We start from the raw sequence: 26,076 nt of genomic DNA, 5'->3' as shown, positions 1-26,076 counted from the left end.
GGTCCCGGGGCCGCCCGCTTCACCGCTCAGCCGTGCGAGCGCAGCAGCGAACGCATCGTCCGCATCGCGACGGACAGGTTCGCCAGGTCGAAGTCGTCCGACCCGCGGATCTCGTCCAGGGTCGTCCGCGCCCGGCCGATGATCGCCCCGTTCCGCTCCTCCCACGCCTTGAAGCGCTCCTCGGGGGTCGCGTCCGCGTCCCCGGCCGCCAGCACGTCTGCGGTCAGCGCCGCGTGCGCCGCGAACAGGTCCTCGCGGATGGAGGCGCGGGCCATGGACTGCCAGCGGTCGGCCCGCGGCAGCTCGATGATCCGGTCCATCAGCTGGGTGATGTCCAGGCGGTCGGCGAGGTCGTAGTAGACCTCGGCGACCTCCAGCGGACCCACGCCCGTCCGGTCGGCGATCGCGACGACGTCCAGCGTCGGGAACGCGGAGGAGAAGCCGGCCACCTTGGCCGCCAGCTCCTGCGGAACGCCCTCGCCGGTCAGCTCGTCCATGATCGACTGGTACCAGTCCAGGTCGGCGCCGCGCACCAGCTTGGGCAGCTCGGCCCAGACCTGGCTCACCCGGTCCGCGAAGAGCTCGATGGTCCCGGTGATCTCCAGCGGCTGCGGCCGGTTGTTGAGCAGCCAGCGGGTACCGCGCTCGACCAGCCGCCGCGAGTGCAGCCGCACCCGGGTCTGGACACTGGCCGCGACCTCGTTGTCCAGCGCCTCGACCTCGTCCCAGACCCCGGCCAGGCCGAAGATCTCGCGGGCCGCGAGCTGCGCCCGGACGATCTCCTCCGTGGAGGCCCCGGTCTCCTCGCGCAGCCGGTGCAGGAACGTCGAACCGCCGGTGTTGACCGTGTCGTTGACCAGCAGGGTGGTGATGATCTCCCGGCGTAGCGCGTGCGCGTCGATCTGCTCGCCGAACTTCTCCCGCAGCGGGGCCGGGAAGTAGGCGTGCAGCAGGCGGCGCAGGTACGGGTCGTCCGGCAGCCCGGTGTGGATCAGCTCGTCCGCCACCGTGATCTTGGTGTAGGCGAACAGGACGGCCAGTTCCGGCTGGGTCAGGCCCTTGCCGTTGTTGAGCAGCTCGCGGATCTGCCGGTCGTTGGGCAGGAACTCCAGCGCGCGGTCCAGCAGTCCGTCCCGGCCCAGGCGGCGCATGAAGCGCTGCTGGGCGTGGAGCAGGCTGGGCGCCTGGGCGACGGCGTTGGCCAGGGCCACGTTCTGCGCGTAGTTGTTGCGCAGCACCAGCCCGCCGACCTCGTCGGTCATTTCGGCGAGCAGCGCGTTGCGCTGCTTGACGGTCATGTCGCCGTCCGCGACCACCGAGTTGAGCAGGATCTTGATGTTCACCTCGTGGTCGGAGGTGTCCACGCCGGCACTGTTGTCGATGGCGTCGGTGTTGACCTTGCCGCCTTCGCCGCCGGCCCCGACCCGGGCGAACTCGATGCGGCCGAGCTGGGTCAGACCCAGGTTGCCGCCCTCGCCGATGACCTTGGCGCGCACGTCGGCGCCGCTGACACGGATCGCGTCGTTGGCCTTGTCGCCGACATCGGCGTGCGTCTCGGCCGTCGCCTTCACGTACGTACCGATGCCGCCGTTCCACAGCAGGTCCACGGGAGCCTTGAGGATGGCCTGCATCAGCTCGGCCGGCGTCAGCTTCGAGACGCCCGCCTCGATGCCGAGGGCCTCCCGCATGTGTGCGTTGACCGGGATGGCCTTCGCCGTACGCGGGTGGACCCCGCCGCCCGCCGAGAGCAGCGCGGTGTCGTAGTCGGCCCACGAGGAACGCGGCAGGTCGAACAGGCGCCGCCGCTCGGCGTACGAGGTCGCCGCGTCCGGGTGCGGGTCGATGAAGATGTGCCGGTGGTCGAAGGCGGCGACCAGGCGGATGTGCTCGGAGAGCAGCATGCCGTTGCCGAAGACGTCGCCCGACATGTCGCCGACGCCGACGACCGTGAAGTCCTCGGTCTGGGTGTCGTGGCCCAGCTCGCGGAAGTGCCGCTTCACCGACTCCCAGGCGCCGCGGGCGGTGATGCCCATGCCCTTGTGGTCGTAGCCCGCGCTGCCGCCCGAGGCGAAGGCGTCGCCCAGCCAGAAGCCGTAGGACTCCGCGACCCCGTTGGCGATGTCGGAGAAGGTCGCGGTGCCCTTGTCGGCGGCGACGACGAGGTAGGTGTCGTCCTCGTCGTGACGGACCACGCCCTTGGGCGGCACGACCTCACCGGCGACCATGTTGTCGGTGATGTCGAGCAGTGCCGAGATGAAGATTTTGTACGAGGCGATGCCCTCGGCGAGCCAGGCGTCGCGGTCCACCGACGGGTCCGGCAGGTTCTTCGCGACGAAGCCGCCCTTCGCGCCGACCGGCACGATCACGGTGTTCTTGACCATCTGCGCCTTGACCAGGCCGAGGACCTCCGTACGGAAGTCCTCACGCCGGTCGGACCAGCGCAAGCCGCCTCGGGCGACCTTGCCGAAGCGCAGGTGGACACCCTCGACCCTCGGGGAGTACACCCAGATCTCGAAGGCCGGGCGCGGCGCCGGCAGGTCCGGGATGGCCTGCGGGTCGAACTTCATCGACACGTACGCGTGCGGCTCGCCCGCGTCGTTCGTCTGGCCCCTGCTCTTGCTTCCCTCACCGGCGCTCTGGAAGAAGTTGGTGCGCAGCGTCGCCTTGATGAGGGTCAGGAAGGAGCGCAGGATGCGGTCCTCGTCCAGCGAGGCGACCTGGTCCAGGGCCCCGTCCAGCTCCTCCAGCATCGCGTCGACGAGCTCGGTGCCGGCGGTCTGCCGGGCCGGGGACATCCGCGCCTCGAAGAGCGAGACCAGCAGCCGGGTGGTGTGGACGTTGTTGCGGAGGGTGTCCTCCATGTAGTCCTGGCTGAAGGTGGAGCCGGCCTGGCGCAGGTACTTGGCGTACGCGCGCAGCACCACGGCCTGCCGCCAGGTGAGCCCGGCGCTCAGCACCAGGGTGTTGAAGTTGTCGTTCTCCGCCTGCCCCTGCCAGACCGCCGCGAAGGCGTCCTGGAAGCGCTCGCGGGCGTCGTCGCCGAGGTGGCTCTCGCCGTTGCCCGACGACAGCGGCATCCGCAGGCCGAAGTCGTAGATCCACGCGTGGGTGCGGTCGCTGCACCGCAGCTCGTACGGCCGCTCGTCGGTGACCTCCACGCCCAGGCGCTGGAGCACCGGCAGCACGGCGGACAGGGACACCTGCTCGCCCTGCCGGTAGATCTTGAAGCGGCGCTCGCCGGGGCCCGCGCCGACCGGCTCGTACAGGGAGAGGTCGAACTCCCGGCCGCTCTCGGACAGCCGCTCCAGGCGGACCAGGTCGGCCACGGCGGCGCGCGGCGAGTGGTCGGCCTTGTAGCCCTCGGGGAAGGAGTTGCCGTAGCGGCGCAGCAGTTCGGCGGCGCGCTCCTCACCGGTCTCCGCGATCAGCGCCTCGCCGAAGCCGTCGGCCCAGGAGCGGGCGGCCTCCACCAGCCGGGCCTCGATGCGCTCGACGTCGGTGTCGGTCAGCGCGGGCAGCTCGGTGCCCTGCGGGACGCGGACGACGAAGTGGATGCGGGAGAGGATCGACTCGGTGTTCCAGGCGGTGAAGTCGACGCTGGTGCCGTTCAGCTCCTCCTGGAGGATCGAGATCAGGCGCAGCCGGACCCCGGTGGTGTACCGGTCGCGCGGCAGGTAGACCAGCGCGGAGTAGTAGCGCCCGTACTCGTCCTGGCGCAGGTACAGCCGCAGCCGGCGGCGTTCCTGGAGGTACAGGACCGAGGTGACGATCTCGCGGAGCTTGTCGACCGGGGTCTGGAACAGCTCGTCGCGCGGGTAGGTCTCCAGGATCTGGAGCAGGTCGCGGCCGTCGTGGCTGTTGGGCGAGAACCCGGCGCCTTCGAGGACCTCGGCGACCTTGCGGCGGATGACCGGCACCCGGCGCACCGACTCGGTGTACGCGGCGGAGGAGAACAGCCCGAGGAAGCGGCGCTCGCCGACGACGTTGCCCTCGGCGTCGAACTTCTTGACGCCGACGTAGTCCAGGTACGAGGGGCGGTGCACGGTGGCGCGGCTGTTGGCCTTGGTCAGCACCAGCAGCCGGTGCTCGCGGGCCTTGGCGCGCGCGTCGGCCGGCAGCCGGTTGAAGGACGGCGAGACGGGGTGCGCGTCCTCCTGGCCGTGGTGCAGCGGGTCGGAGCGCAGGATGCCCAGACCGGTGCCGGGCACGGCGGTCAGCGCGTCGCCGTCGACCAGGTTGTACTCGCGGAAGCCGAGGAAGGTGAAGTGGTCGTCGGCGAGCCAGCGCAGCAGCTCGCGGGCCTCTTCCTGCTCGTACTCGCGCAGGTCGGGCGCGGTCGGCTCGCCGGGCAGCTCGTCCGCGATGCGCAGCGCCGCGTCGCGCATCTTCTCCCAGTCCTCGACGGCCTCGCGGACGTCGGACAGGACGCGCTGGAGGTCCACGGTGATCTGCTTGAGGTCGCCGCGGTCGGTCTCGCGGTCGATCTCGACGTGGATCCAGGACTCGACCAGGGAGTCGTGGGGGCGCGCGGTCCGGGGGCCGTGGGCGTCGCAGTCCGGGCCGAGGATCTCGATGAGCTTGCCGGTCAGGTCACGGCGGACGACGACCTGGGGGTGGATCACCACGTGGATCCCGCGGCCCTGGCGCGACAGCTCGTTGGTGACGCTGTCCACGAGGAACGGCATGTCGTCGGTGACGACCTCGACGACCGAGTGGCTGGAGGTCCAGCCGTTCTCCTCGACCGTCGGGGTGTGCACGCGCACGTTCGCCTTGCCCTGCGGGCGCTGCTCGGCCAGCCGGTAGTGGGAGAGCGCGGCCCCGAACACGTCGACCGGATCCCGGTCCAACAGGTCCTCGGGGGCGGTGTGCAGGTAGTAGCGCTGGAGGTAGGCGAGCGTCGCACCCGGGTCGGGGCGCTCCCCTTGTTCGGACCCAGTCGGAAGTAGCCCCCCGGCCGGGCTGTTCTCAGCCACCCGTGCCGCCCGCGCGAGCAGCTCGGCCTTTGCTTCGTCCAGCTTGGTCTGCATGTCCTCTGGCTCCTGTCGCGCGCCATTGCGTGACGTAGGTGAAGGAAGGAATGACATAGCGCCGCGAGGCGGGGTGTCCGTTCGGGATCGACGCTATGTCGTCGAGAGAGGCGACCGGGAGGGAATCGGCCATGATCGGCGGCACGTCCCGGCAGCGGGGATCAGCGAAAGCCCGGGCACTGTCGTGCGCCGGGCGCGTGCCGGGGGCATCAGGACCCCCGATGGTTATCGCGCTGATCACGGGTACCAGGCTATCCCCCTTGACCCCCGACTCGTCACGAGCGGCTTCTGTACAAATCAGGGGGTGCATTTTTGCCGCTCTGGACAGCGACGGACGGCGGGGTACGTGCAGGACCCCGGCCACCGCCCGGATCAAGGCGTTATCCGGCCAGTTCCCGGGCCGTGGCCACGGCCTCCGTCAGAGTGTCGACCACGGGCACACCGGCCGATTCCAGACTGCGGCGGCTGTGCGAACCACCCGTGTACAGGACGGCCCGCGCCCCCACATGGGCGGCGGCGAGCGCGTCGTCCAGGGCGTCCCCGATCAGCACGCAACGGGAGGCGGTCACACCGGACGTCTCCAGGGCGGCCAGATGGCGTACGAGGTGACCCGCCTTGGTGGTGTGCGAGGGCCCGGTACGCCCGTCGACGCGCAGGAAGTGCCGCTCTATGCCGAGGGTGCGCACCAGTGGCACCAGTTTCTCGTGGGGCGCCAGCGACAGCAGGGACTGGGTGGCCCCGGCGCCCTCCCAGTCCCGGAGCAGCTCCAGAGCGCCCGCGGCGAGCCCGACGGCGTCCGCGGCGGACCAGTAGTGCCGGTGGAAGGTCTCGTCCATGACGAGCCACTCCGCGTCCGTCGGCATCCGGCCCATCAGCCGCTCGTAGAACTTCGGCACCGGTACGACGTACAGCTCGCGGTACGTCTGCAGGGTGATCGGCGCGAAGCCGAACTCGGCGAAGGAGGCGTTGGTGGCGGCCAGGACGGCGTCGACGTCGTGGAGCAGGGTCCCGTTCCAGTCCCAGACCAGGTGCGGATGCGGACTCACGGGAGCAGCCCCGGGATCTCCTGCACGCCGAACCACAGCAGCTCGTGGTCCTCGGCGCCGTCCACGACGAAGCGGGCGTCGTCGTCCCCGCGGTCGGCGGCCTCCACGGCGCCGGCGGCGGCCTCGACGTCGGCCAGCGCGTCATCGGCGTCGACGTGTACGGCGGCGGCCACGGTCAGCCGTACGGCGCCGGTCAGGCCGACCTGCCCGAGGGTGGCCTCATCGACACCGGGGACGGCGACGGCGGCCTTGTCGTCGACGTCGACCGCGACGACGACGCGCTTGCGCGGGGCGGAGGGGTCGGCCGCGAGGAGCCGCAGCGAGGCCTCGGCGGCCCGGCTCAGGGCGGCGTACTCCAACTCCTCGATGTCGTCCGAGACGTACCATTCCCGCAGCCCGGGCGTGACGGCGTACGCGCGCAGCGGGGCGGGGCCAAGCTCGCCGGCCTTGTACACCTCGGCGAGCCCGGGAAGGGTCAGGGGGACGTACACGCGCATGGCCGGCCGCTTTCGTTAGTCGGAAAACCCCCTCAGGATACGGCGGCCGCCGCCCTCCGCGTCCGACCGGGGGACAACTGCTGTCCCCCTTCGGGCGCGATCGGCCGACAGCGCCGCGTCCACCGGGCGCCTCCCCGCGCGGACCGCGCGGCCCCCGGCAGCGCGGGCGGCCCCCCGGATAGGTGAACCGTCAGGGCACTCACGGGCCGGACCGGCCCAGTTGCGGAGCGTGACGAAGGGGCCGTAGAAGTTGGCCCGTACCTAGTGACCCGCCCGGTATCCGCCCTGGACCGGGCCCGGCCTTCCCGGGGACGACGCCATGACCAGGACCAGGACCACCACCCGCCCTCCGGGCCGCCGCGACCAGCAGGCCCCCGGCGCCCGGCGCCGCCCGCGCGGCCCGCACGACTGGTTCGCCGAACGCCTGCTTGCCGTCCTCAGCGGCCGCCGCCCGGTCCACTCGCTGCTGGGCCACACCGTGGGCCCCGCGTACGAGCAACTGGTCACCCTGGCCCCCGCGGACGCCCTGCGCGACCGCCTCACCCCGGTCCTGCGCCACTGCGGCCGCTTCCACCCGGGACCGGGCGTCATCGAGGCCTTCGCCCGCATCGCGACGGGCGACCGCGTCTCGGCGATGGCCTTCCGCCTCGAACAGGGCCCCGACCTCCGCTGGCGCTGCGCAGCCGTGGAAATCCACGGCCCGCGCTTGTGACTCCGGCGGCGCTGAGACGCGGGGCCACACCCGGACCGCCGGCCCACACCCGGCCCCGTCGGCGTTTGCGGCGCGGGGCGCGGGGCGGAGCCCGGCGCAGCCGGGGCCCCACAGCGGCGCCGCACCCGGCCGGCACCCGGGGCCACACTCAGGCCCCCGTGGGCGCGGCCGGGGTCTGCCCCGTACAACGCCGCCGGGGCCGGACACCCGTACAGCGGTGTCCGGCCCGGCGGCAAACCAAACGGCAGCGGCGGCGGCTACTTCTTACGGCGCCGGCCGCCGGAGGCCTTCTGCGCCTTGCGCCGCTCCGCCCGCGTCATCCCGACCCCGGCCTCCTCGCCGTCCCCGTCGGCGTCGGCGTCGAAGTCGCCCTCGACGACCCCGCCCTCACCGTCCACCGTCGGCGCCGAGAAGTGCAGCCGGTCCGGCCGCTGCGGAACGTCCAGGCCCTTCGCCCGGATCTCCGGCTTCGCCGGCGCCGGCACGGTGTCCTGCACCGGAAGCTCCTCGACCTGCTGCTCGACCTGGACCTCCAGGTTGAACAGGTAGCCGACGGACTCCTCCTTGATGCCCTCCTGCATGGCGTTGTACATGTCGAAGCCCTCGCGCTGGTACTCGACCAGCGGGTCCTTCTGGGCCATCGCCCGCAGGCCGATGCCCTCCTGCAGGTAGTCCATCTCGTACAGGTGCTCACGCCACTTGCGGTCCAGCACCGACAGCACCACGCGCCGCTCCAGCTCGCGCATGATGTCGGAGCCGAGCGCCTTCTCGCGCTCCGCGTACTGCTCGTGGATGTCGTCCTTGACGGACTCCGCGATGAACTCGGCCGTGATGCCCGCCCGGTCCCCCGCGGCCTCCTCCAGCTCCTCCACGGTGACCTTCACCGGGTACAGCTGCCGGAAGGCGCCCCACAGCCGGTCCAGGTCCCACTCCTCCGCGAAGCCCTCCACCGTCTCCGCCGCGATGTAGGCGTCGATGGTGTCGTCCATCATGTGGCGGACCTGCTCCTGGAGGTCCTCGCCCTCCAGGACGCGCCGGCGCTCGCGGTAGATGACCTCACGCTGGTTGTTGAGGACCTCGTCGTACTTGAGGACGTTCTTGCGCGTCTCGAAGTTCTGGGTCTCGACCTGCGACTGGGCCGACGCGATCGCGCGCGTCACCATCTTGTTCTCGATCGGGACGTCGTCCGGCACGTTCGCCATCGCCATGACCCGCTCGACCATCTGCGCCTTGAACAGGCGCATCAGGTCGTCGCCCAGGGAGAGGTAGAACCGGGACTCGCCCGGGTCGCCCTGTCGGCCGGAGCGGCCGCGCAGCTGGTTGTCGATACGGCGCGACTCGTGCCGCTCGGTGCCCAGCACGTACAGCCCGCCGAGCTCCTTGACCTCCTCGAACTCCGCCTTGACCGCCTTCTCGGCCCGCTTGAGCGCCTCGGGCAGGGCGTGCGCCCACTCCTCGATGTGCTCCTCCGGGTCCAGGCCGCGCTGGCGCAGCTCCGCCTCGGCCAGGTCGTCCGGGTTGCCGCCGAGCTTGATGTCGGTACCGCGGCCGGCCATGTTCGTGGCGACCGTGACCGCGCCGCGGCGGCCGGCCTGCGCGACGATCGAGGCCTCGCGCTCGTGCTGCTTCGCGTTCAGCACCTCGTGCGGGATGCCGCGCTTGGAGAGCTGCTGGGAGAGGTACTCGGACTTCTCGACCGACGTCGTACCGACGAGGATCGGCTGGCCCTTCTCGTGCTTCTCCGCGATGTCGTCGACGACGGCGGCGAACTTCGCGACCTCGGTCCGGTAGATCAGGTCGGGCTGGTCCTTGCGGACCATCGCGCGGTTGGTCGGGATCGGGACGACACCGAGCTTGTAGATCTGGTGGAACTCGGCGGCCTCGGTCATGGCCGTACCGGTCATGCCCGACAGCTTGCTGTAGAGGCGGAAGAAGTTCTGGAGGGTGATCGTGGCGAGGGTCTGGTTCTCGTCCTTGATGTCCACCCCTTCCTTCGCCTCGATCGCCTGGTGCATGCCCTCGTTGTAGCGGCGGCCGGCGAGGATACGGCCGGTGTGCTCGTCGACGATCATGACTTCGCCGTCGATGACGACGTAGTCCTTGTCGACCTTGAACAGTTCCTTCGCCTTGATGGCGTTGTTCAGGTAACCGACGAGCGGGGTGTTCACCGACTCGTACAGGTTGTCGATGCCGAGCCAGTCCTCGACCTTCGCCACGCCCGCCTCGTGGATGGCGACGGTGCGCTTCTTCTCGTCGACCTCGTAGTCGCCGGTCTCCTCGATGCCCTTGAGCGGGTTCCCCGGCTCGCCCTTGGTCAGGCGGGTCACGAGCTTGGCGAAGTCTGCGTACCACTTCGTCGCCTGGTCGGCCGGGCCGGAGATGATCAGCGGCGTACGGGCCTCGTCGACCAGGATCGAGTCGACCTCGTCGACCACGGCGAAGTTGTGGCCGCGCTGCACCAGCTCGTCCTTCGACCACGCCATGTTGTCGCGCAGGTAGTCGAAGCCGAACTCGTTGTTCGTTCCGTACGTGATGTCGCAGTTGTACTGCTCGCGGCGCTGGGCCGGCGACATGTTCGCCAGGATGCAGCCGACTTCGAGGCCGAGGAACTTGTGGACCCGGCCCATCAGCTCGGAGTCGCGCTCGGCGAGGTAGTCGTTCACCGTGATCAGGTGGACGCCCTTGCCGGACAGCGCGTTCAGGTACGCCGGCAGCGTGCCGACGAGGGTCTTGCCCTCACCGGTCTTCATCTCGGCCACGTGGCCGAGGTGCAGCGCCGCGCCGCCCATGATCTGGACGTCGTAGTGCCGCTGGCCGAGGACGCGCTTCGCGGCCTCGCGAACGGTCGCGAAGGCCTCGGGCAGCAGGTCGTCCAGGCTCTCGCCGTCCTGGTACCGCTGCTTGTACTCGTCCGTGAGCGCCCGCAACTCGGCGTCGGAGAGGTTGACGAAGTCCTCTTCGATGGAGTTGACCTGGTCCGCGATGCGGTGCAGTTTGCGCAGGATCTTGCCTTCGCCTGCACGCATGAGCTTGTTGAAGACGGACACCGAGGTTTGTCTCCTTGCCGGTCGGGCCTGGCACTGGTTCGTACACGGGCACGGAGGGTGGGCCCCACCGCAACGGCCATCGTAAGCGAGGACGCGGTCGCGCCGGGAGGTCCGCACTCTGCGCGGGGCACGGGTGCCCGGAATGAGAACGTACGGGGGGCACGGAAGGTGCCGGTGTGAGCGAAAACTGTTCGCCCGTGCCGTGCGCCGGCGGCAGAATCCGTTCATGGACCCCACCACCTTGAGCACACGGCGCCTGAGCCTGCGGCCCTTCGCCCCCGCCGACGAGGACGAGGTTTACGCCGCCGCGCAGGACCCGGACATCCAGCGCTGGACCATGGTCCCCTCCCCGTACGAGCGCGACCACGCCCGTGCCTTCGTCGGCGAGATCGTCCCGGCCGGATGGCGCGAGGACACCGGCTACAGCTTCGCCGTCCGGCTCGGCGTCGAGGGACCGCTGGTCGCGGCCGTCGGCGTCCACGTACGGGGACCGGACGCGTACGAGATCGGCTACTGGGCCACCAAGGAGCACCGCGGCCACGGCTACATGACCGAGGCCGTGCTCGCCGTCGCCCGCTGGACCTTCACCGAGGTCGGCGCGGTCCGGCTCGAATGGCGCGCCGAGGTCGGCAACCACGGCTCCCGGGCCGTCGCGGAAAAGGCCGGCTTCCGCTTCGAGGGCCTCCTGCGGGCCGCCCTCCTGCGCAACGGCACGGCCCGGGACTGCTGGGTCGGCGCCCTGCTCCCCGCGGACCTGGGCCTGCCCTCCGCGCTCCCCTACCTGCCCGCTGTCAGTGCCGCCACCTAAGGTGCGGCCATGACGAGCACTCCGCCGCCGACCGTGTCCCTGTCCGCCGACGAGGCGCGCCGGATCGCCCTGCGCGCGCAGGGCTTCCTCGGGGCGCCCGACCGCCGGGGTGCGGGTTCCCCCGGCGGAGCCGGGGGGAGGGTGCGCGGCGTCCTGCGCCACCTGGGAGCCGTACAACTGGACACGATCTCGGTCCTGGCCCGCTCGCACGAACTGGTCCCGTACGCGCGCCTGGGCGCGGTGGGCCGCGACACCGTCGAGCGGGCGTACTGGTCCGACCGGCACGCCTTCGAGTACTGGTCCCACGCTGCCTGCATCCTGCCCATCGAGGAGTGGCCGCACTTCGCCTTCCGCCGCCGGGCCCGCCGGGCGCGCGGCCACCGCTGGCACGTCCTGCGGGACAAGGAACGCTCGACGCGGGCCGTCCTGGACCGCCTCAGGGCCGACGGCCCGCTGACCTCGACCGAGCTGGGCGGAGCCAAGAACGGCGGGGAGTGGTTCGAGTGGTCCGAGACCAAGATCGCGGTGGAGTGGCTGCTGGACACCGGTGAGGTGGTCTGTTCCGAGCGGCGCGGCTGGAAGCGGGTCTACGACCTGCCCGAGCGGGCCGTCCCGGACGCGCTGCTCCACGACGACCTGGACGACCGCGAGTGCCTGCGCCGGCTCGTCGCGCTCGCCGGGCAGAGCCTGGGCGTCGGCACCCGCGCCGACCTCGCCGACTACCACCGCCTCAAGGGCGAGCAGGTCGACGCGGTGATCGCCGACTCGGGACTGGTCCCGGTAACGGTCGAGGGCTGGCCCCGCGGCGGCGCCGCCTGGGCCGATCCGGCCGCACTCGCGACCGTCCCGCGCGGCCGCCACCGCACGACGCTGCTGTCCCCGTTCGACTCGCTGGTGTGGGACCGGCCGCGGACGGAGCGGATCTTCGGCTTCACCCACCGGCTGGAGGCGTACGTCCCCAAGCCCCGGCGCGTCCACGGCTACTTCGCGATGCCGCTGCTGGCCGGCGGCCGGCTCCGGGGCCGGGTCGACCCGGCCCGCGAGGGCTCCGCCCTGGTGGCCCGGCAGCTCTCCCTGACCAGCCCGAAGGCCGCCCGGCCCATGGCCGAGGCCCTGCTGGAGGCGGCGACCTGGGTCGGCTGCGACACCGTCCGGGTGGAGCGGGCCAGCAGCCCCGCGGAAGCCGCCGCGGTCACGGCGGAACTGGCCGCGCTGACCTGACGCCGCCGTTGCCGCCCCGCTCACGGCGTTCCCGGTTACCTGATTTCGAGGATCTTCTCGCGCATCGCGTACACCACGGCTTCCATCCTGGAGTGCAGCTGGAGCTTCTCCAGGATGTTGCGGACGTGGTTCTTCACGGTGTTCTCGGAGATGAACAACTCCTTGGCGATGTCCCGGTTGTTCATGCCCGTGGCCACCAGCTTGAGGACCTCCAGCTCCCGGTCCGTGAGCCGGGGCGCCGGCACCAGCCTGCGCTCGTCCGTCCGCTGGATCATCGACTTGAACTCGGTCAGCAGCTTCGACGCCATCGAGGGACTGATCTGCGACTGGCCGTCCGCCACCGCCCGGATCGCCGTAGCGACCTCGTCCGTGGAGATCTCCTTCAGCAGGTATCCCGTCGCGCCCGCCTTGATCGCGTCGTAGAGGTCCGCCTCCTCGTCGCTGATCGTCAGCATGATGATCTTCGCGGAGGGCGCCACCTCCTTGATCGAGGTGCACGCCTCGATGCCGCCGCGCCGGGGCATCCGTACGTCCATGAGGACGATGTCCGGCAGCAGATCGGCGGCCTTGTCCACCGCCTCCGCACCGTCCCCGGCCTCACCGACGACCTGGATGTCCTCCTCCTGGGCGAGGACGATCTCCAGTCCGCGCCGGAAGAGGGCGTGATCGTCCACGACGAGGACCCGGATCGGCTCCCCGGCGGAGCCGTCGGCCGGGCCGTCCCCGTGGCCGCCCGTCACCCGCCCCGCCTCACGACAGCCCGCTCCGTCGTCGCCGCGTACCGGCCCGAAGCTGTCCGCCATCGTTCCTCCCCCTGCATGTGCCGAGCTGCTGACCTGCTCATCCGCTGACCGCTCGGGCCGCCTGTTGGGCCAACCGGGCGGGCTGGGCCGCCGCTTGACTGCCCGCCATGATTCCATGCCCGGACCTCGGGGAGGGGCTCCGTCGGGCGGCCGACTGGCTCATACACGTCATACGAGTGCCCCCGCGGAGGCCGGGGCGGTACTCCACGGGGGCAAGGTTCGAACACTCAGCCGCCGAGCGACCCGCCGGCGCCGCCGCGCGGTTCCTCCGTGCTGGAGGCCCCGTCGGGGTTCACGTGGATGACACCGTAGTCATAGGCGTGACGCCGGTAGACGACGCTGGGCAGCTTGCTGTCGGCGTCGACGAACAGATAGAAATCGTGGCCGACCAGCTCCATCTCGTACAGGGCCTGGTCGAGCGACATGGGTGCGGCGGAGTGGGTCTTCTCGCGGACGACGAGGGGGCCTTCGCCCTGCACCTCGAGGGACCCGATCCGGGTGGTCGGGACCCCGTCCGTCTTCTCCTCGGAGACCGGCTCGCCGTTGCTGTTGAGCTGCGCGACCCCCGGCACGACGTCGGCGACCTCGGCCGCCGAGAGCCGGCCGTTGCCGCGGCGGGTGTACCGCTTGTCGTGCTGCTTGCGCAGCCGGGCCTCCAGCTTGTCCTGAGCCAGGTCCAGCGCCGCGTACGGGTCTGCTGCCGCGGCCTCGGCCCGGATCACCGGGCCCCGCGAGTGCAGGGTGATCTCCACGCGGTCGGAACGGTCGGCCTGGCGCGGGTTGTGCTCCTTGGACACCTCGACGTCCAAGCTGATCACCTTGGCGTCGAGCTTCTGGATCCGCTCGGGATTCAGCTTCTCGGCCACGTGCTTGCGGAACCGCTCGGGCACTTCGGTCTTGCGGCCCTTGACGACGATGTCCACGCAGAACTCCGTTCCCGGATAGCTCCGCCTCTTGGGGCGAAGCGTCTCCCTTTCGCACCAGACTCCGGTGAACACCAGAGCCTCGGACTTGGCGACTTTCACCTCCTCCTCCCCCATCGGCAAGATCCACATCCCACCGACTTCGGAGCAGAGAGACACCCTCTGACACGAAGATTCCAAAAACGGGCGGGTCGGTGCTCCGATGACGTGGGGCCCAAGGATCGCCAGTCCTCACAACCGAACATATCTCTCATAGCCGGTTGTCGGCACCCGCTACCGGAACATACCTCCGTTCAGTTCCGTTCAGCTGGCTTTTTCCTCTTGTGCACTTCTCGGACGTCTCCAGTCACCAGTAACGAGCCGCCTTCCCCGGCGGTTCCTCGTCCATGCGGTCCCTGTGCCGGTTTTCCCCGCCCCCAGCCGATCCGATGGGCCGGACCGGCCCGAACGAGCCCGCCGGCGCCGCCACGACCGCCGCCCCGGCCACGCGCAGCCCGCCCGCCCGCAGTGCCCGCGCCGCCTCCGCCAGCGTGGCACCGGTCGTCATCACGTCGTCCACCACCACGATCCGCGCCCCGCCCGCGGGCCGCACCCCGGCCGGGCGGGCCTCCAGGGCCCCGGCCAGGTTCTGCCACCGCTCCCGGGCCCCCAGCCCCGCCTGGTCCGCGACCCGCCGCCGCAGCCGCAGTACGGGGGCCACCCGCGCGGGCACCCCGGCCCGGCGCAACCGCGCCGAGCAGGCCAGCGCGATCCTGCGCGCCGGGTCATGGCCGCGCGCCCGGGTCCGGCGCCGCGCCGAAGGCACCGGGACGAGCACCAGCTCTCCCTCCCCGCCCGCCCCGCCCCACCCGCCGGACAGCACCGCGGCCGCCAGGACCGCCCCGAGGGGACCGGCCAGCGGGAGCGCGCCGCGCTCCTTGTGGGCCAGCACGACGGCCCGGACAGCGTCCCCGTACGCCGCGCCCGCGTGCACCACCGGCAGGGCGGCCGGCGCGGCCGTGGGCCGGGCGCGTCCGGCACCGCCGCCGCCCAGGGCGGCCCGGCACCGCGCGCACAGCACCGCCCCCGGCGCCCCGCACCCGGCGCAGTCGGCCGGCAGCACCAGCCCGGCCAGTTCCTGCCACAACTCCCGCACCCGAGGACTGTGCCGCCCGCCCGGACCCGTCCGCCACCCCTGTGGACAACCCCCGGCGGGGCCCCGGCTCAGCCCGGGTAGACCGGCGCGCGGCCGCCCGCCGCCACCGTGCGCCACTGCGCCCCCGGCGGCAGCCACACGATGCCGTCCTCGTCGGAGAACGCCACCACCGGCTTCTCCTCGTCCTCGGTCGTCGCGACCCCCGCCAGGCCGGACGCCCCGGGCAGGCTCGCGGCCGCCGTCGACCCGTCGGACAGCATGTACCGGGCCTGCACGACCCCGCCGCTCTCCCGGCCCACCACGAGCAGCCGGCCCCGCGGCCCCCAGCTCATCGCCATCACGTCGGCCATCTGCGGAGCCGCCGGCCGCAGCTCGCGCACCGCGACCGGCGAGGCGTCCGCCTTGCCGTCGGGCCGCTCGATCCGACCCGTGTACAGGTTCTTGCGGCCGCCGTCCTTCTCCACGAGCAGCGCGATGCGCACCCCGTCGGGAGACGCCTTGAGCGCGGTGATCCGGCCGCCGTCCAGCCCGGCCACGTCCACCTTCTGCGGCGCCCCGGTGCCGCCGGGCACCCGCCACAGCCCCTGGTTCTGCGGGTCGAGGTCCGCGATCCACAGGTCACCGCGGGTGTCCCAGCTGGGCGCGGTCAGCTTGCCGGTCCGGCCCGCCGGCAGGGGCAGGGGCAGCGGCTGCGGCATCGGGCCCGCCGTCGTCAGCGTCACCACGTACAGCCCGTGCCCGTCGTCGGAGACGACGGCGGCCCGCTTCTCGTCGTAGCTGACGGCTGCCGAGCCCACCTTGAACCCGGTCGCGGTGGCCAGCGGACCGGGCGCGAGTTCCGGCTTGTCCTGCTGCTGGTCCTCGGCGTTGACGTTGAGGGACATCCGGACGAGCCGGGAGTCCTTGTCGACGTAGTACTGGTGCTCGGGGCTCGGCGCCGGGTTGGCGAGCGCCGCGGCGGCCGCGCGGGTGACCCAGCACAGCGACGTCCTGCCGTCGGGGCGCAGCAGTTCGACGCGGTCCAGCCGGGAGGCCGTCAGGTCCTTGACGGTGTAGAGCAGCTGGGTGGCCATCTTCTGGCACTGCGGCTGCGCGACGTTCTTCGCCTTGTCGTTCAGCGGCACGCGCAGCGTGTTCTGGCCGTCCGCCGAGAGGGACTTGGTGCCCGCGCGCAGTTCCGTCCCGGTGGGGAAACTGGAGGTCACGACCGGGGCCAGCCATTTGGAGGGCCCGGCGAGCAGCGACTGCACGGTCTGGGTGGTGGGGTCCATCCGCGAGTCGGGGTCACTGCGCTGGCGCACGTACACCGGGTCGGCGACGAGCGTGCCGCCCGCGAAGTAGTACTTGTTGACGGGCTTGTAGATGCGCTGGAAGTCGGACTCGCTGAGGACGAGGCTGCTCGGCGGGGTCGCGATCCGCCACTGGTCCTTCTCCCGCACCAGCTGGAGGTACTCCTCGTAGCGCACCCCGCCGGTCTCCGGCTGGTAGGCGCTGCGCTCGTCGACCGTCGCCAGCTTCTTGCCGGTGACCTTCCACCGCGTGTCCTCGGGCTCCTTGGAGCCCTGAACGGGGAAGCGGTCGAGGCCCGAAGAGAGCACGGTGACGGCCGTGCCGGGCTTCCAGTTCTTCGCGGCTTCCTCGGTGAGGTACTTGCGGGCCGTCTCCAGCTGCGGGTCGTCGCTGGTCATGGCCTCCAGGAAGCCGTCGACGATGTCGGCGGCACTGGCCTTGTCGGCCGGCGGTACGCCGAACACCCGTACCTGGGAGTCGACCCCCTGCGAGGCCTGGACCTGCCGGATCTCCCCGCTGTCGGGCATGGAGGCGCACCCGGCGAGCAGCAGCCCGACCACGGCGAGTACGGCGACCCGTACGGTCGCGGGCCGCGCCCGCCGGGCCTGTACGGGTGCCAGCCCGCGCTCAGCGTCCACCGGGTCCGTCCTCCTGTGCTGCCTGATCGGTGGGGCGCGCCACGACCCGGGCCCCGTTGCCGGGCAGCGCCGTCGGGTCGGCGGGGACCGGCAGCGCGGTGGTCACCGCCGGGCGCGGCGGTATCGGGGAGCGGTCGGCCGGCCGGGGCCGGTCGCCGCCGGGACCGCCCGGGCCGCTGCCGGAGCCGGCCAGGGCCGCCGCCTCGGCGGTGGCCCTGGCCCGGTTGGCGCGCGAGTCCTCGGGCTCCAGCGGGATCGGGGAGCCGCGCAGCGGTTCGTCGGCGGTGCGGGGCAGGGTGAGCCGGAACTGGGAGCCGCCGCCGGGCTCCCCCCACGCCTGGAGCCAGCCGCCGTGCAGCCGCGCGTCCTCGACGGCGATGGACAGGCCCAGGCCGGTCCCGCCGGTGGTCCGCGCCCGGGCGGGGTCGGCGCGCCAGAACCGGTTGAAGACGCGGGTGGCCTCGCCGGGCTTGAGGCCGACCCCGTAGTCCCGTACGGCGACCGCGACGGCCCCGCCCGCGGACGCGAGCCGGACCACCACGTCGCGGCCCTCCCCGTGTTCGACGGCGTTGACGACGAGGTTGCGCAGCACCCGCTCGACGCGCCGGGAGTCGGCCTCGGCGATGACGGGCTGGGTGTCGCCGAGCACCCGGATCCGGGTGCCCTTGTGCTCGGCCAGCGGTTCGGCCCCGTCGATGACGCGGCGCACGACGTCCCGCAGGTCGATCGGCTCGGCCTCCAGGGCGGCGGCGCCCGCGTCGAACCGGCTGATCTCCAGCAGGTCGGCGAGGAGCGACTCGAAGCGGTCGAGCTGCCCGGCGAGCAGTTCGGCGGAGCGGGCGGTGACGGGGTCGAAGTCGACGCGGGCGTCGTGGATGACGTCGGCGGCCATGCGGACGGTGGTCAGCGGGGTCCGCAGCTCGTGCGAGACGTCGGAGACGAACCGGCGCTGCATCCGCGACAGGTCCTCCAGCTGCTGGATCTTGAGCTGGAGGTTCTGGGCCATCTTGTTGAAGGCCTCGCCCAGGCGGGCGATGTCGTCTTCGCCGGTGACCTTCATCCGCTCCTGGAGCCGCCCTGCGGAGAGCCGCTCGGCGATTCCGGCGGCCATCCGGACGGGCGTCACGACCTGGCGCACCACGAGCCAGGCGATGGCGCCGAGCAGCACGACGACGAACAGGCCAGCGGTGGCGATGGTGGCCTTGATGAGGTTGAGGGACTCCTCTTCCTGGGTCAGCGGGAAGAGGTAGTACAGGTCGTAGGGGTCGCCGTTGATGTCGGTGAGCCGTTTGCCGATGACCAGCGCGGGCGCGGGCGCCTTCTCCCCGGAGCCGGTGGTGTAGCGGATCTCGGAGAAGGTCTTGAAGGTGCCGGTGGCGTGGTTGACGGCCCGGCGCAGGGTCATCGGGACACTGGCGGTCGGATCGACGTTGCCGGACGCGCGGGCCCCCTTGACGCCCTGGGCTCCGGGCGCGGCCGGCTCGCCCGCCCCGGCGCCGAGCGCGGCGACCTCGAAGGCGGTCTGGCCACCGCTGGCCAGCTGCTTGACGAGGGAGTTCATCCACGTGCTGGCGTCCCGGCCGACCTTGTTGTCGGTGACGTCGGAACCGTCGGCGGCGAAGGGCGTGTTGGCCTTCTCCTGTGCGACCGCGAACCCGCCCGCGGCCTGGCTCTGCGCGGCCTCCTCCTTGGCGTCGAGGAGGCCCTTGCTGACCTGGGCGATGACGACGAAACCCAGGGCGAGGACCACGGTGAGCGAGAGCAGCAAGGTGGCCGCGACGACCCGCAGCTGGATGTTGCGCCGCCAGAGCCGGACAGCCGGAAGCAGCGGCCGGCGTACGAGGCGTACGCACAGCCGCAGCACGGGGCTGCCGGCCACTCGCTCCTTGAGCAGCCGGCCGGCCCGCAGGGCTCCTCCACGGGAGCCGCCCCGGGTCTTGCCGGGCGGCACGTCAGCTCGGTCCGGCCTTGTAGCCGACACCGCGGACCGTCACGACGATCTCGGGGCGCTCCGGGTCCTTCTCGACCTTGGAGCGCAGCCGCTGCACGTGCACGTTGACCAGGCGGGTGTCCGCCGCGTGCCGGTATCCCCAGACCTGCTCCAGCAGCACCTCGCGGGTGAAGACCTGCCAGGGCTTGCGCGCGAGGGCGACCAGCAGGTCGAACTCGAGCGGGGTCAGGGCGATGGAGGCACCGTCGCGCTTGACGGAGTGCCCGGCCACGTCGATGACCAGGTCACCGATGGCCAGCTGTTCGGGCGCCGGCTCCTCCGAACGGCGCAGGCGGGCCCGGATGCGGGCCACCAGCTCCTTCGGCTTGAACGGCTTGACGATGTAGTCGTCGGCCCCGGACTCCAGGCCCACGACCACGTCGACCGTGTCGCTCTTCGCCGTGAGCATCACGATCGGCACACCCGACTCGGCCCGGATCAGCCTGCACACTTCTATGCCGTCCCGTCCGGGCAGCATGAGGTCGAGCAGTACCAGGTCCGGCTTCGCCTCCCGGAAGGCAGCCAGTGCCTTGTCACCGTCCGCTACGAACGACGGCTCAAAACCTTCTCCACGCAGCACAATGCCGAGCATCTCGGCCAGCGCGGTGTCGTCGTCAACGACAAGGACTCGTCCCTTCATGCTTGACATCATCCCATTAGCTAATCGTTACCTGGCGGTGAGCTGTCCCACAGCCAAAAGGGCTGGAAATCGCCCCCCGGACCTGCGTGGTGATCAGGCCGACCAGTCTGCCCCGGATCCGGGCGACAATTGAAGGCGGGAGCGGACCGGATCTTGTGGAACACCCGGCCCGCTCTCCTTCGCCGCGTGGCACGATGGCAGCCGACCAGCGCCCCGCCGCAGTGGACGCACGTGAAGGAGCGAGATGAACGACTCTCCGGGCTGGGCTTCGCCCGGGTCCTCCCCGTCGGAAGGCGAAGGCGGCCAAGCCGGTCAGAGCGGCCCGGGCACGCCGGAGGGCATACAGCCCGCCGCGCAGCCCGCCGCCGACTCCAAGTGGTCCGCCGCCCAGCCGCCGCCCGGCCAGTGGTCCAGCCCCGGCGCCCAGGCCCCCGCACCCACCGACGCCGCCCCGCAGCAGCAGACCGCCGGCTGGGGATCGGGCGGGCCCCAGGGGCAGCCCGGACCGTACGGGTCCCCCTACGGCGGCCAGTACGGCCACCCGGGCGGCCCCTGGGGCCCGCCCCCGGCCGCCAAGCCCGGCGTGATCCCGCTGCGTCCCCTCGGCCTGGGCGAAATCCTCGACGGCGCGGTCTCCACCATGCGCCTCCACTGGCGCTCGGTGCTCTCCGTCAGCCTCGTCGTCGGCGTCCTCATCGAGGTCGGCAACGTCCTGATCAACAAGTTCGCGCTGGCGGACCTCACCACCGCCCCCGCCACCGGCGAGGACCCGGACCGGGTGCTGCGCAGCATGGGCGACGCCGTCATCCCCGTCCTCGCCAACGGACTCGTCCAGCTCGTCCTCACGATCCTCGCCAGCGCGCTGCTCACCGTCATCTACAGCCGCGCCGTGATCGGCCGGCCGTCCTCGGTCGGCGAGGCCTGGCGCGAGGCGCGGCCCCGCCTGCTGCCGCTGGCCGGACTGACCGTGCTCCTCGCCGTCGGGGCGGTCGTCCTGCTCGGAGTGCTGCTCCTGCCGGGGCTGCTGATGAAGAGCGTCGGCGTCGCCCTGCTCGGCGCACTCGTCTCCGTGCCGCTCTTCGTCTGGCTCTGGTTCCGCTTCCTGCTGGCCTCGCCGGCCCTGATGCTGGAGCGGGCCGGGATCCTCACGGCGCTCAAGCGGTCCGCCAAGCTCGTCAACGGCTCCTGGTGGCGCATCTTCGGCATCACCCTGCTGACCGGGCTCATCACCGCCATCGTCTCGATGGTGATCGCCGTACCGTTCACCATCCTCGCGGTGCTCACCGGCGTGGGCGACCTCAGCAGCTTCACCGACGGCTCCTTCGCCGTTTCCTGGTCGTTCCTGCTGGTCAACGGCATCGGCTCGGTCATCGGCTTCACGATCATCCTGCCGATCACGGCGGGCGTCACCGTCCTGCTGTACATCGACCAGCGCATCCGCCGCGAGGCCCTCGACCTGGAACTCGCCCGGGCGGCCGGCCTGCAGGACTACGGGAGCGCCGGCGCCGGGTACGGAGGCTGACACACCGATGAGCACGGGGGGACTCATCACCACCGCCGCCACCGCCACACCACCGGTGACGACCGCGCGCGACGCCGCCCGCGAGGCGGCCGAGCGCGAACTGGCCAAGCGGATCTACCACCAGAACGACCCGAGCCCGCTCCAGCGCGCCCTGGACCGGCTCTGGGAGTGGCTCGGCGAATTCTTCGACCGTGCCTCGGGGGCCACCCCCGGCGGCACGGCCGGCCTCGTCGTCATCGTGCTCCTGGCCGCCCTGGCCATCGGCGCCCTGTGGTGGCGGCTCGGCACCCCCCGCCGCGCCGTCACCGGCGCCGGCACCCTCTTCGACGCGGGCCCGCGCACCGCCGCGGACCACCGGGCCACCGCCGACGCGCACGCCGCCGCCGGCCGCTGGACCGAAGCCGTCCAAGAACGCATGCGCGCCGTCGTCCGGTCCCTGGAGGAGCGCACCCTGCTCGACCCCCGCCCCGGCCGCACCGCGGACGAGGCGGCGGCCGAAGCCGCCGCCCGCCTCCCGCAGCACGCCCAGGACCTCCGCGCGGCGGCCCGCGCCTTCGACGACGTCACGTACGGCGGCCGCACCGGCGACCCCGACACCTACGGCCGCCTGCGCACCCTCGACCTCACTCTGGAACGCGCCACCCCGCTCCTGACGGGACCCACGGCATGACCGGCCCCACGTCCACCGCCACCGGCCCCCAGCGCCCCGCCACGGCGGCGTCTCCCGCGCCCACCGCGCAGTACCGGACCACTACCCTGTGGGCCCGCTCCCGGGGCTTCCTGGCCGCCCTGGGGGTCCTCCTGGCAGCCGGTGTCACGCTGGCCGCCCTCCAGTCCGACGCACACCACGGCTACCTCGACCCCCGCTCCGCCGACCCCTACGGCAGCCGCGCCGCCGCCGAGCTGCTCAAGGCCAGGGGCGTCACCAGCCGCGTCGTCACCACCGCCGAGGAAGCGGCCGCCGCCACCGGCCCCCGCACCACCCTGCTGGTCACCGACCCCGACGCCGTCGACCAGACCCGGCGGCGCACCCTGCGCTCCGCCGCCGACGCCTCCGGCGGCCGCACCGTCCTGCTCGCACCGACCGGCGCCGCCCTGCCCGACCTGGCCCCCGCCGCGAACACCCGCGGCTACTCCGGCCACGGCGCCCTCGACCCCGGCTGCGCGCTGCCCGCCGCCCGCACCGCGGGCCGCGCCACCACCGGAGGCGGCCCCCGCTACGGCACGGACCTCGCCGGAGCCACCGCCTGCTACCCCGACGCCGGCCACCCCACCCTCCTGGTACTGCCCGCCACCGCCAAGGGCGGCGACACCGTCCTCCTGGGCTCCGAGAGCATCCTGCTCAACCGGACCCTGGCCAAGGAGGGCAACGCCTCCCTCGCCCTCCAGCTCCTCGGCACCCGCCCCGAACTCGTCTGGTACCTGCCCGGCCCCGCCGACCAGAGCGGCCCCGACACGACCGGGCAGCAGACCCTCCTCGACCTCATACCCGCCGGCTGGACCTGGGCCCTGCTCCAGCTGTTCGCGGCCGCCGCCGTCGCCGCCCTGTGGCGCGCCCGCCGCCTCGGCCCCCTCGTCACCGAGAACCTCCCCGTCGCCGTCCGCGCCTCCGAGACCACCGAGGGCCGCGCCCGCCTCTACCGCAGGGCCGGCGCCCGCGACCGCGCCGCCACCGTGCTGCGCACCGCCACCCGCGAACGCCTCGCCGCCCTCGTCGGCGTACCCCCCGGCCAGGCCCACGAGCCCGCCGCCCTGCTCCCCGCCGTGTCCGCCCGGCTCACCGCCGACCGCGCCACGGACCCCACCACCCTGCTCTTCGGCACCACCCCCTCCGACGACGCGGCGCTCGTCGCGCTCGCCGACCACCTCGACGCCCTCGAAAGAGAGGTCCGCACCTCATGACGGCCACCACGGACAGCGCCCGTTCCTCCCTGGAAGCGCTCCGCACCGAGATCGCGAAGGCCGTGGTCGGCCAGGACTCCGCCGTCACCGGTCTCGTCGTCGCCCTCCTGTGCCGGGGCCACGTCCTGCTCGAAGGCGTCCCCGGCGTCGCCAAGACCCTCCTCGTCCGGGCCCTCGCCGCGTCCCTCGAACTCGACACCAAGCGCGTCCAGTTCACCCCCGACCTGATGCCCGGCGACGTCACCGGCTCCCTGGTCTACGACGCCCGCACCGCCGAGTTCTCCTTCCAGAACGGCCCGGTCTTCACCAACCTCCTCCTCGCCGACGAGATCAACCGGACGCCCCCCAAGACGCAGTCCTCCCTCCTGGAGGCGATGGAGGAACGCCAGGTCACCGTCGACGGCGTCCCCCGCAAGCTCCCCGAGCCGTTCCTCGTCGCCGCCACCATGAACCCGGTCGAGTACGAGGGCACGTACCCCCTCCCGGAAGCCCAACTGGACCGCTTCCTGCTCAAACTGACGGTCCCCCTGCCGTCCCGCGAGGACGAGATCGGCGTCCTGACCCGGCACGCCGCCGGCTTCAACCCGCGCGACCTGCACGCCGCGGGCCTCCGACCGGTCGCCGGACCCGCCGAACTCGAAGCCGCCCGCAAGGCCGTGGAGAACACCACCGTCTCCCCCGAGATCGCCGCGTACGTCGTCGACATCTGCCGCGCCACCCGCGAATCGCCGTCCCTGACCCTCGGCGTCTCCCCGCGCGGCGCGACCGCCCTGCTGGCCACCGCCCGCGCCTGGGCCTGGCTCACCGGCCGCGACTACGTCACCCCCGACGACGTGAAGGCCCTCGCGCTGCCGACCCTGCGCCACCGCGTACAACTGCGCCCGGAAGCCGAGATGGAGGGCGTCTCCGCCGACGCGGTCATCTCCGCGATCCTGTCCCACGTCCCCGTCCCCCGCTGATGGCCCCCACCGGACGCGCCGCCCTGCTGGCGGCCCTCGGCAGCCTCCCCGTCGGCATCCTGGAGCCGAGCTGGACGGGCGTCCTCGCGGTCAACGGCGCCCTCGGCCTGGCCTGCGCGGTCGACTACGCCCTGGCCGCGCCCGTACGGACCCTGCGGCTGGCCCGCTCCGGCGACACCTCCGTCCGCCTGGGCGAGGCCGCCGACGTCCACCTCACCGTCACCAACCCCGGCCGCCGCACGCTCAGGGCCCGCGTCCGCGACGCCTGGCCCCCGAGCAGCTGGCTCCCCGGCACCGAGCCCGCCGCGTCCCGCCACGACCTGCTCGTCCCGGCCGGCGAACGACGCCGCCTCACCACCCGCCTGCGGCCCACCCGCCGCGGCGACCGCCGGGCCGACCGCGTCACGATCCGCTCCTACGGCCCCCTCGGGCTCTTCGCCCGCCAGGGCACCCACACCGCCCCCTGGACGGTCCGGGTCCTGCCCCCGTTCACCAGCCGCAAGCACCTCCCGTCGCGCCTGGCCCGGCTCCGCGAACTCGACGGCCGCACCAGCCTCCTGACGCGCGGTGAGGGCACCGAGTTCGACAGCCTGCGCGACTACCTCCCCGGCGACGACACCCGCTCCATCGACTGGCGCGCCACCGCCCGGGGCCAAAAGGTCGCCGTCCGCACCTGGCGCCCCGAACGCGACCGCCACATCCTCATCTGCCTCGACACCGGCCGCACTTCGGCCGGCCGCGTCAAGGACGCACCGCGCCTGGACTCCGCCATGGACGCGGCCCTGCTCCTCACCGCGCTGGCCACCCGGGCGGGCGACCGCGTGGACCTCCTGGCCCACGACCGCCGCCCCCGCGCCCACGTCCAGGGCCGCTCGGCCGCCGACACCCTGCCCGCCTTCGTCAACGCCATGGCCACCCTGGAACCGGAGCTGGTCGAGACCGACTCCCGCGCTCTCGTCTCCACCATCCTGCGCACCGCCCCGCGCCGCTCGCTGGTGGTCCTCCTGACGAGCCTGGACGCGGCCCCCGTGGAAGAGGGCCTCCTTCCGGTCCTCCCGGGCCTCATCCAGCGCCACACGGTCGTGCTCGCCTCGGTCGCCGACCCGCACATCGCCGACATGGCCCGGTCCCGCGGCTCACTCGACTCCGTCTACGACGCCGCGGCCGCCACCCAGTCGCAGTCCCAGCGCCGCCGCACCGCGGAGCACCTGACCCGCCTCGGCGTCCACGTGGTCGACGCCACCCCGGACGCCTTGGCTCCCTCCCTGGCCGACGCCTACCTCGCCCTCAAGGCCGCCGGCCGCCTCTGAGCCGTGCTCACCCCTTGCGGTGACTCCGGCCGATCAGGCGCCTCAACACACCGGCCCTGCCACAAGCTGCGCCGGTGCCCGAACGCTGGATCGTCGCGGACCGTCTCATGGACGCCCCGACCACACACCGCCGTATCGTGTTCTGGCGGTGTTCCGCAAGGCCCGCATGCGGGAGGAGTCTCAGGTCCAAAGGGCGCTCTGGGCACAGAAGGAATGCGAGTCCGAGCACTCGGCCGTCTACGATCGGCGCACCGCGCTCGGTCTCACCCCGTACGAACTCGCTCAACTGGCCGGATTGCCCGAGACCGATGTTGAGCACATGGAAGGCGGGGCCGGCCCGCCCAAGCTGGCCGACACCAGCTGCGTCCGCTTCACGGCACACGCCGCCTGACGCGTTCTCAGCAGTCGGCGGCCGGTACACCAGAACGGGCCGGTGAACGCAGAAAAGCCCCGCACCGTGCCCCCCGGAAGGGGCTGGTGCGGGGCTTTCCCACAATGATTGTTCGGCGGTGTCCTACTCTCCCACAGGGTCCCCCCTGCAGTACCATCGGCGCTGAAAGGCTTAGCTTCCGGGTTCGGAATGTAACCGGGCGTTTCCCTAACGCT

At 72.4% G+C, this 26,076-nt stretch carries 19 protein-coding genes and 1 rRNA gene; 9 read left to right on the top strand and 11 right to left on the bottom strand.

Annotation, left to right across the window (positions count from 1 at the left end):
* Window positions 1–26 precede the first annotated feature (26 nt).
* The 3 genes from ACWGH1_RS33290 to ACWGH1_RS33280 form a co-directional block, all read right to left on the bottom strand.
* Window positions 27–5,027, bottom strand: a complete 5,001-nt coding sequence (locus ACWGH1_RS33290; protein ID WP_453352423.1) for an NAD-glutamate dehydrogenase — start codon at window positions 5,025–5,027, stop codon at window positions 27–29.
* A 380-nt stretch (window positions 5,028–5,407) separates the two neighbouring features.
* On the bottom strand, window positions 5,408–6,073 hold the full coding sequence (locus ACWGH1_RS33285) for an HAD family hydrolase (protein ID WP_453352422.1): 666 nt from the start codon (window positions 6,071–6,073) through the stop codon (window positions 5,408–5,410).
* On the bottom strand, window positions 6,070–6,570 hold the full coding sequence (locus ACWGH1_RS33280) for a DUF6912 family protein (RefSeq protein ID WP_453352421.1): 501 nt from the start codon (window positions 6,568–6,570) through the stop codon (window positions 6,070–6,072). The genes ACWGH1_RS33285 and ACWGH1_RS33280 overlap by 4 nt, the downstream gene beginning before the upstream one ends.
* A 319-nt stretch (window positions 6,571–6,889) precedes the next feature.
* Between ACWGH1_RS33280 and ACWGH1_RS33275 the strand changes: the two genes are divergently transcribed.
* Entirely contained in the window at window positions 6,890–7,282 is a 393-nt protein-coding gene (locus tag ACWGH1_RS33275; RefSeq protein ID WP_453352420.1) for an Rv3235 family protein, read from the top strand.
* A gap of 257 nt (window positions 7,283–7,539) precedes the next feature.
* Here ACWGH1_RS33275 and secA read toward each other — a convergent pair whose 3' ends face one another.
* On the bottom strand, window positions 7,540–10,329 hold the full coding sequence (gene secA / locus ACWGH1_RS33270; protein WP_453352419.1) for a preprotein translocase subunit SecA: 2,790 nt from the start codon (window positions 10,327–10,329) through the stop codon (window positions 7,540–7,542).
* 226 nt (window positions 10,330–10,555) lie between these two features.
* Between secA and ACWGH1_RS33265 the strand changes: the two genes are divergently transcribed.
* Window positions 10,556–11,137: a GNAT family N-acetyltransferase gene (locus ACWGH1_RS33265; RefSeq protein WP_453352418.1), complete on the top strand. Its 582-nt coding sequence runs from the start codon at window positions 10,556–10,558 to the stop codon at window positions 11,135–11,137.
* A gap of 9 nt (window positions 11,138–11,146) precedes the next feature.
* Window positions 11,147–12,358 (top strand): winged helix-turn-helix domain-containing protein, encoded by a 1,212-nt coding sequence (locus ACWGH1_RS33260; protein ID WP_453352417.1) that lies wholly within the window; start codon window positions 11,147–11,149, stop codon window positions 12,356–12,358.
* A gap of 35 nt (window positions 12,359–12,393) precedes the next feature.
* On the opposite strand, the gene ACWGH1_RS33255 is transcribed toward ACWGH1_RS33260, so the two are convergent.
* The 6 genes from ACWGH1_RS33255 to mtrA form a co-directional block, all read right to left on the bottom strand.
* Window positions 12,394–13,161, bottom strand: coding sequence for a response regulator (locus ACWGH1_RS33255; RefSeq protein ID WP_453352416.1), 768 nt, complete (start codon window positions 13,159–13,161; stop codon window positions 12,394–12,396).
* Window positions 13,162–13,388: 227 nt separating this feature from the next.
* The gene (hpf, locus tag ACWGH1_RS33250) at window positions 13,389–14,084 is read right to left on the bottom strand and encodes a ribosome hibernation-promoting factor, HPF/YfiA family (RefSeq protein WP_453352424.1); all 696 of its coding nucleotides are present in this window, start codon (window positions 14,082–14,084) and stop codon (window positions 13,389–13,391) included.
* 346 nt (window positions 14,085–14,430) lie between these two features.
* Window positions 14,431–15,219 carry a ComF family protein gene (locus tag ACWGH1_RS33245; protein WP_453352415.1) on the bottom strand — a complete coding sequence of 263 codons (789 nt, stop codon included), beginning with the start codon at window positions 15,217–15,219 and terminating at the stop codon, window positions 14,431–14,433.
* A 68-nt stretch (window positions 15,220–15,287) separates the two neighbouring features.
* Entirely contained in the window at window positions 15,288–17,147 is a 1,860-nt protein-coding gene (locus ACWGH1_RS33240) for an LpqB family beta-propeller domain-containing protein (protein WP_453352414.1), read from the bottom strand.
* Window positions 17,137–19,098, bottom strand: coding sequence for an MtrAB system histidine kinase MtrB (mtrB, locus tag ACWGH1_RS33235; RefSeq protein ID WP_453409284.1), 1,962 nt, complete (start codon window positions 19,096–19,098; stop codon window positions 17,137–17,139). Before mtrB ends, ACWGH1_RS33240 begins: the two co-directional genes overlap by 11 nt.
* A gap of 1 nt (window position 19,099) precedes the next feature.
* On the bottom strand, window positions 19,100–19,789 hold the full coding sequence (gene mtrA / locus ACWGH1_RS33230) for a two-component system response regulator MtrA (protein ID WP_189973359.1): 690 nt from the start codon (window positions 19,787–19,789) through the stop codon (window positions 19,100–19,102).
* 232 nt (window positions 19,790–20,021) lie between these two features.
* Between mtrA and ACWGH1_RS33225 the strand changes: the two genes are divergently transcribed.
* The 6 genes from ACWGH1_RS33225 (at window position 20,022) to ACWGH1_RS33200 (ending at window position 25,861) form a co-directional block, all read left to right on the top strand.
* Window positions 20,022–21,299, top strand: coding sequence for a hypothetical protein (locus ACWGH1_RS33225; protein ID WP_453352383.1), 1,278 nt, complete (start codon window positions 20,022–20,024; stop codon window positions 21,297–21,299).
* Between the two features lie 7 nt (window positions 21,300–21,306).
* Complete coding sequence (locus ACWGH1_RS33220) at window positions 21,307–21,969, top strand: DUF4129 domain-containing protein (protein ID WP_453409283.1); 663 nt, start codon at window positions 21,307–21,309, stop codon at window positions 21,967–21,969.
* On the top strand, window positions 21,966–23,201 hold the full coding sequence (locus tag ACWGH1_RS33215; protein ID WP_453356379.1) for a DUF4350 domain-containing protein: 1,236 nt from the start codon (window positions 21,966–21,968) through the stop codon (window positions 23,199–23,201). The genes ACWGH1_RS33220 and ACWGH1_RS33215 overlap by 4 nt, the downstream gene beginning before the upstream one ends.
* Window positions 23,198–24,160: an AAA family ATPase gene (locus ACWGH1_RS33210; RefSeq protein ID WP_453356380.1), complete on the top strand. Its 963-nt coding sequence runs from the start codon at window positions 23,198–23,200 to the stop codon at window positions 24,158–24,160. The genes ACWGH1_RS33215 and ACWGH1_RS33210 overlap by 4 nt, the downstream gene beginning before the upstream one ends.
* The gene (locus ACWGH1_RS33205; protein ID WP_453356381.1) at window positions 24,160–25,470 is read left to right on the top strand and encodes a DUF58 domain-containing protein; all 1,311 of its coding nucleotides are present in this window, start codon (window positions 24,160–24,162) and stop codon (window positions 25,468–25,470) included. Before ACWGH1_RS33210 ends, ACWGH1_RS33205 begins: the two co-directional genes overlap by 1 nt.
* Before the next feature lie 148 nt (window positions 25,471–25,618).
* On the top strand, window positions 25,619–25,861 hold the full coding sequence (locus tag ACWGH1_RS33200; RefSeq protein WP_453356382.1) for a helix-turn-helix domain-containing protein: 243 nt from the start codon (window positions 25,619–25,621) through the stop codon (window positions 25,859–25,861).
* Window positions 25,862–25,971: 110 nt separating this feature from the next.
* Here ACWGH1_RS33200 and rrf read toward each other — a convergent pair.
* Window positions 25,972–26,076, bottom strand: a 5S ribosomal RNA gene (gene rrf, locus ACWGH1_RS33195); the annotation flags it as partial.

The sequence above is a fragment of the Streptomyces sp. NPDC054883 genome (genome assembly GCF_053610645.1).
Note: the sequence above shows the minus strand (reverse complement) of the source record. Positions and strands in the feature narration are given on the sequence as shown.

Bases quoted from the DNA above. Each gene is read 5' to 3' on its own strand.
- ACWGH1_RS33255 (WP_453352416.1), bottom strand. From the start codon at position 13,161: ATGGCGGACAGCTTCGGGCCGGTACGCGGCGACGACGGAGCGGGCTGT.
- ACWGH1_RS33215 (WP_453356379.1), top strand. From the start codon at position 21,966: ATGACCGGCCCCACGTCCACCGCCACCGGCCCCCAGCGCCCCGCCACG.
- ACWGH1_RS33205 (WP_453356381.1), top strand. From the start codon at position 24,160: ATGGCCCCCACCGGACGCGCCGCCCTGCTGGCGGCCCTCGGCAGCCTC.
- ACWGH1_RS33275 (WP_453352420.1), top strand. From the start codon at position 6,890: ATGACCAGGACCAGGACCACCACCCGCCCTCCGGGCCGCCGCGACCAG.
- ACWGH1_RS33225 (WP_453352383.1), top strand. From the start codon at position 20,022: ATGAACGACTCTCCGGGCTGGGCTTCGCCCGGGTCCTCCCCGTCGGAA.
- ACWGH1_RS33265 (WP_453352418.1), top strand. From the start codon at position 10,556: ATGGACCCCACCACCTTGAGCACACGGCGCCTGAGCCTGCGGCCCTTC.
- mtrA (WP_189973359.1), bottom strand. From the start codon at position 19,789: ATGATGTCAAGCATGAAGGGACGAGTCCTTGTCGTTGACGACGACACC.
- ACWGH1_RS33220 (WP_453409283.1), top strand. From the start codon at position 21,307: ATGAGCACGGGGGGACTCATCACCACCGCCGCCACCGCCACACCACCG.
- ACWGH1_RS33280 (WP_453352421.1), bottom strand. From the start codon at position 6,570: ATGCGCGTGTACGTCCCCCTGACCCTTCCCGGGCTCGCCGAGGTGTAC.
- ACWGH1_RS33210 (WP_453356380.1), top strand. From the start codon at position 23,198: ATGACGGCCACCACGGACAGCGCCCGTTCCTCCCTGGAAGCGCTCCGC.
- ACWGH1_RS33290 (WP_453352423.1), bottom strand. From the start codon at position 5,027: ATGCAGACCAAGCTGGACGAAGCAAAGGCCGAGCTGCTCGCGCGGGCG.
- ACWGH1_RS33260 (WP_453352417.1), top strand. From the start codon at position 11,147: ATGACGAGCACTCCGCCGCCGACCGTGTCCCTGTCCGCCGACGAGGCG.